Source organism: Burkholderia sp. GW821-FHT14F03, from assembly GCF_058803765.1.
Genome location: NZ_JBXAPG010000124.1, coordinates 1 through 1223, shown reverse-complemented (window position 1 = coordinate 1223; position 1223 = coordinate 1). Strand labels below are relative to the sequence as shown.

Below are 1223 nucleotides of genomic sequence, written 5' to 3'. Positions count from 1 at the left end.
GGCCTCCAACGCCCGTTTCCACTGGCGTCAGATTACCAACTGCACCCAAAGCTTCCACGGTTTCCCGCGATGAACCTGAAAAAAGCCCGCACGATCACGAGCGGGCTTTTCCATGAAACCACGGCGCGCCGAAGCGCGCGGCTCAGAACGATGCGACCATCGAGCCCTTGAACTGCTTCGCGATGAATTCCTTCACCTCGGGCGACTGGTACGCCTTCACGAGCTTCTTCACCCACGGCTGATCCTTGTCCTTCGCGCGCACCGCGATCAGGTTCGCGTACGGGCTCGTCAGCGATTCGAGCGCGATCGCGTCCTTGGTCGGCTGCAGGTTCGCGGCCAACGCGTAGTTGGTGTTGATCACCGCCGCGTCGACATCGCCGAGCACGCGCGGCAATTGCGCGGCGTCGAGTTCCGTCAGCTTGAGCTTCCTCGGGTTCTCGGCGATGTCGAGCACGGTCGCGTTGTTGCCGCCCGTGCCGGCGCCCGCCTTCAGCTTGATCACGCCTTGCGACTGCAGCAGCAGCAGCGCGCGGTTCTCGTTCGACGGATCGTTCGGCAGCGCGACCTTCGCGCCCTGCGGCAGATCCTTGAGCGACTTGAACTTCTTCGAGTACACGCCGATCGGCGAGATGTAGGTGAGCCCGGCGCTGACGATCTTGTAGCCGCGCTGCTTCACCTGGCTGTCGAGGTAGGGCCCGTGCTGGAAGCTGTTCGCGTCGAGGTCGCCCGCGTCGAGCGCCGCGTTCGGCTGCACGTAGTCGTTGAACTCGATGACCTTGACGGTCAGGCCTTCCTTCTCCTTCGCGACCTTCTGCACGACCTGCCACACCTCCGAGTCCGGCCCGGCGACGGTGCCGACCTTGATGACCTTGTCCTGCGCGTACGCGCCGGAGGCGATGCTCAGTGCCGCGCCGGCCGCGACGACGGAAACCACTTTCAGGAGATTGCGACGCTTCATCTGTTATGTCTCGCTTGCTTGCAGTACGGATCAGGCTCGAAAAGGGAACTCATGAGGGACGGATGGCGGCCCGAGGCCGCCCGTCCGACAGAGCGCAGATGGTGGCACAGGATCCGCGCCCTGTGAAATACATCCCGCTCATATGGGTATGCCTCAGGCCAGGGCCGGCTCGGCGCGCGCCGCGTCGTCCCCGCTCCCGCCGCTCGGCGCGGCCGGTCGCGCCGGCGCGCGCGCCGTGGGGGGGGGGGGGGGGGGGCGCAACCGG

General features: G+C 65.9%; 1 protein-coding gene. It reads right to left on the bottom strand.

Annotated features, from left to right (window positions below):
• Window positions 1–142: 142 nt before the first annotated feature.
• Window positions 143–958, bottom strand: coding sequence for a MetQ/NlpA family ABC transporter substrate-binding protein (locus AC1RQF_RS33310; protein ID WP_273999245.1), 816 nt, complete (start codon window positions 956–958; stop codon window positions 143–145).
• Window positions 959–1223 lie beyond the last annotated feature (265 nt).

Bases quoted from the DNA above. Each gene is read 5' to 3' on its own strand.
- AC1RQF_RS33310 (WP_273999245.1), bottom strand. From the start codon at position 958: ATGAAGCGTCGCAATCTCCTGAAAGTGGTTTCCGTCGTCGCGGCCGGC.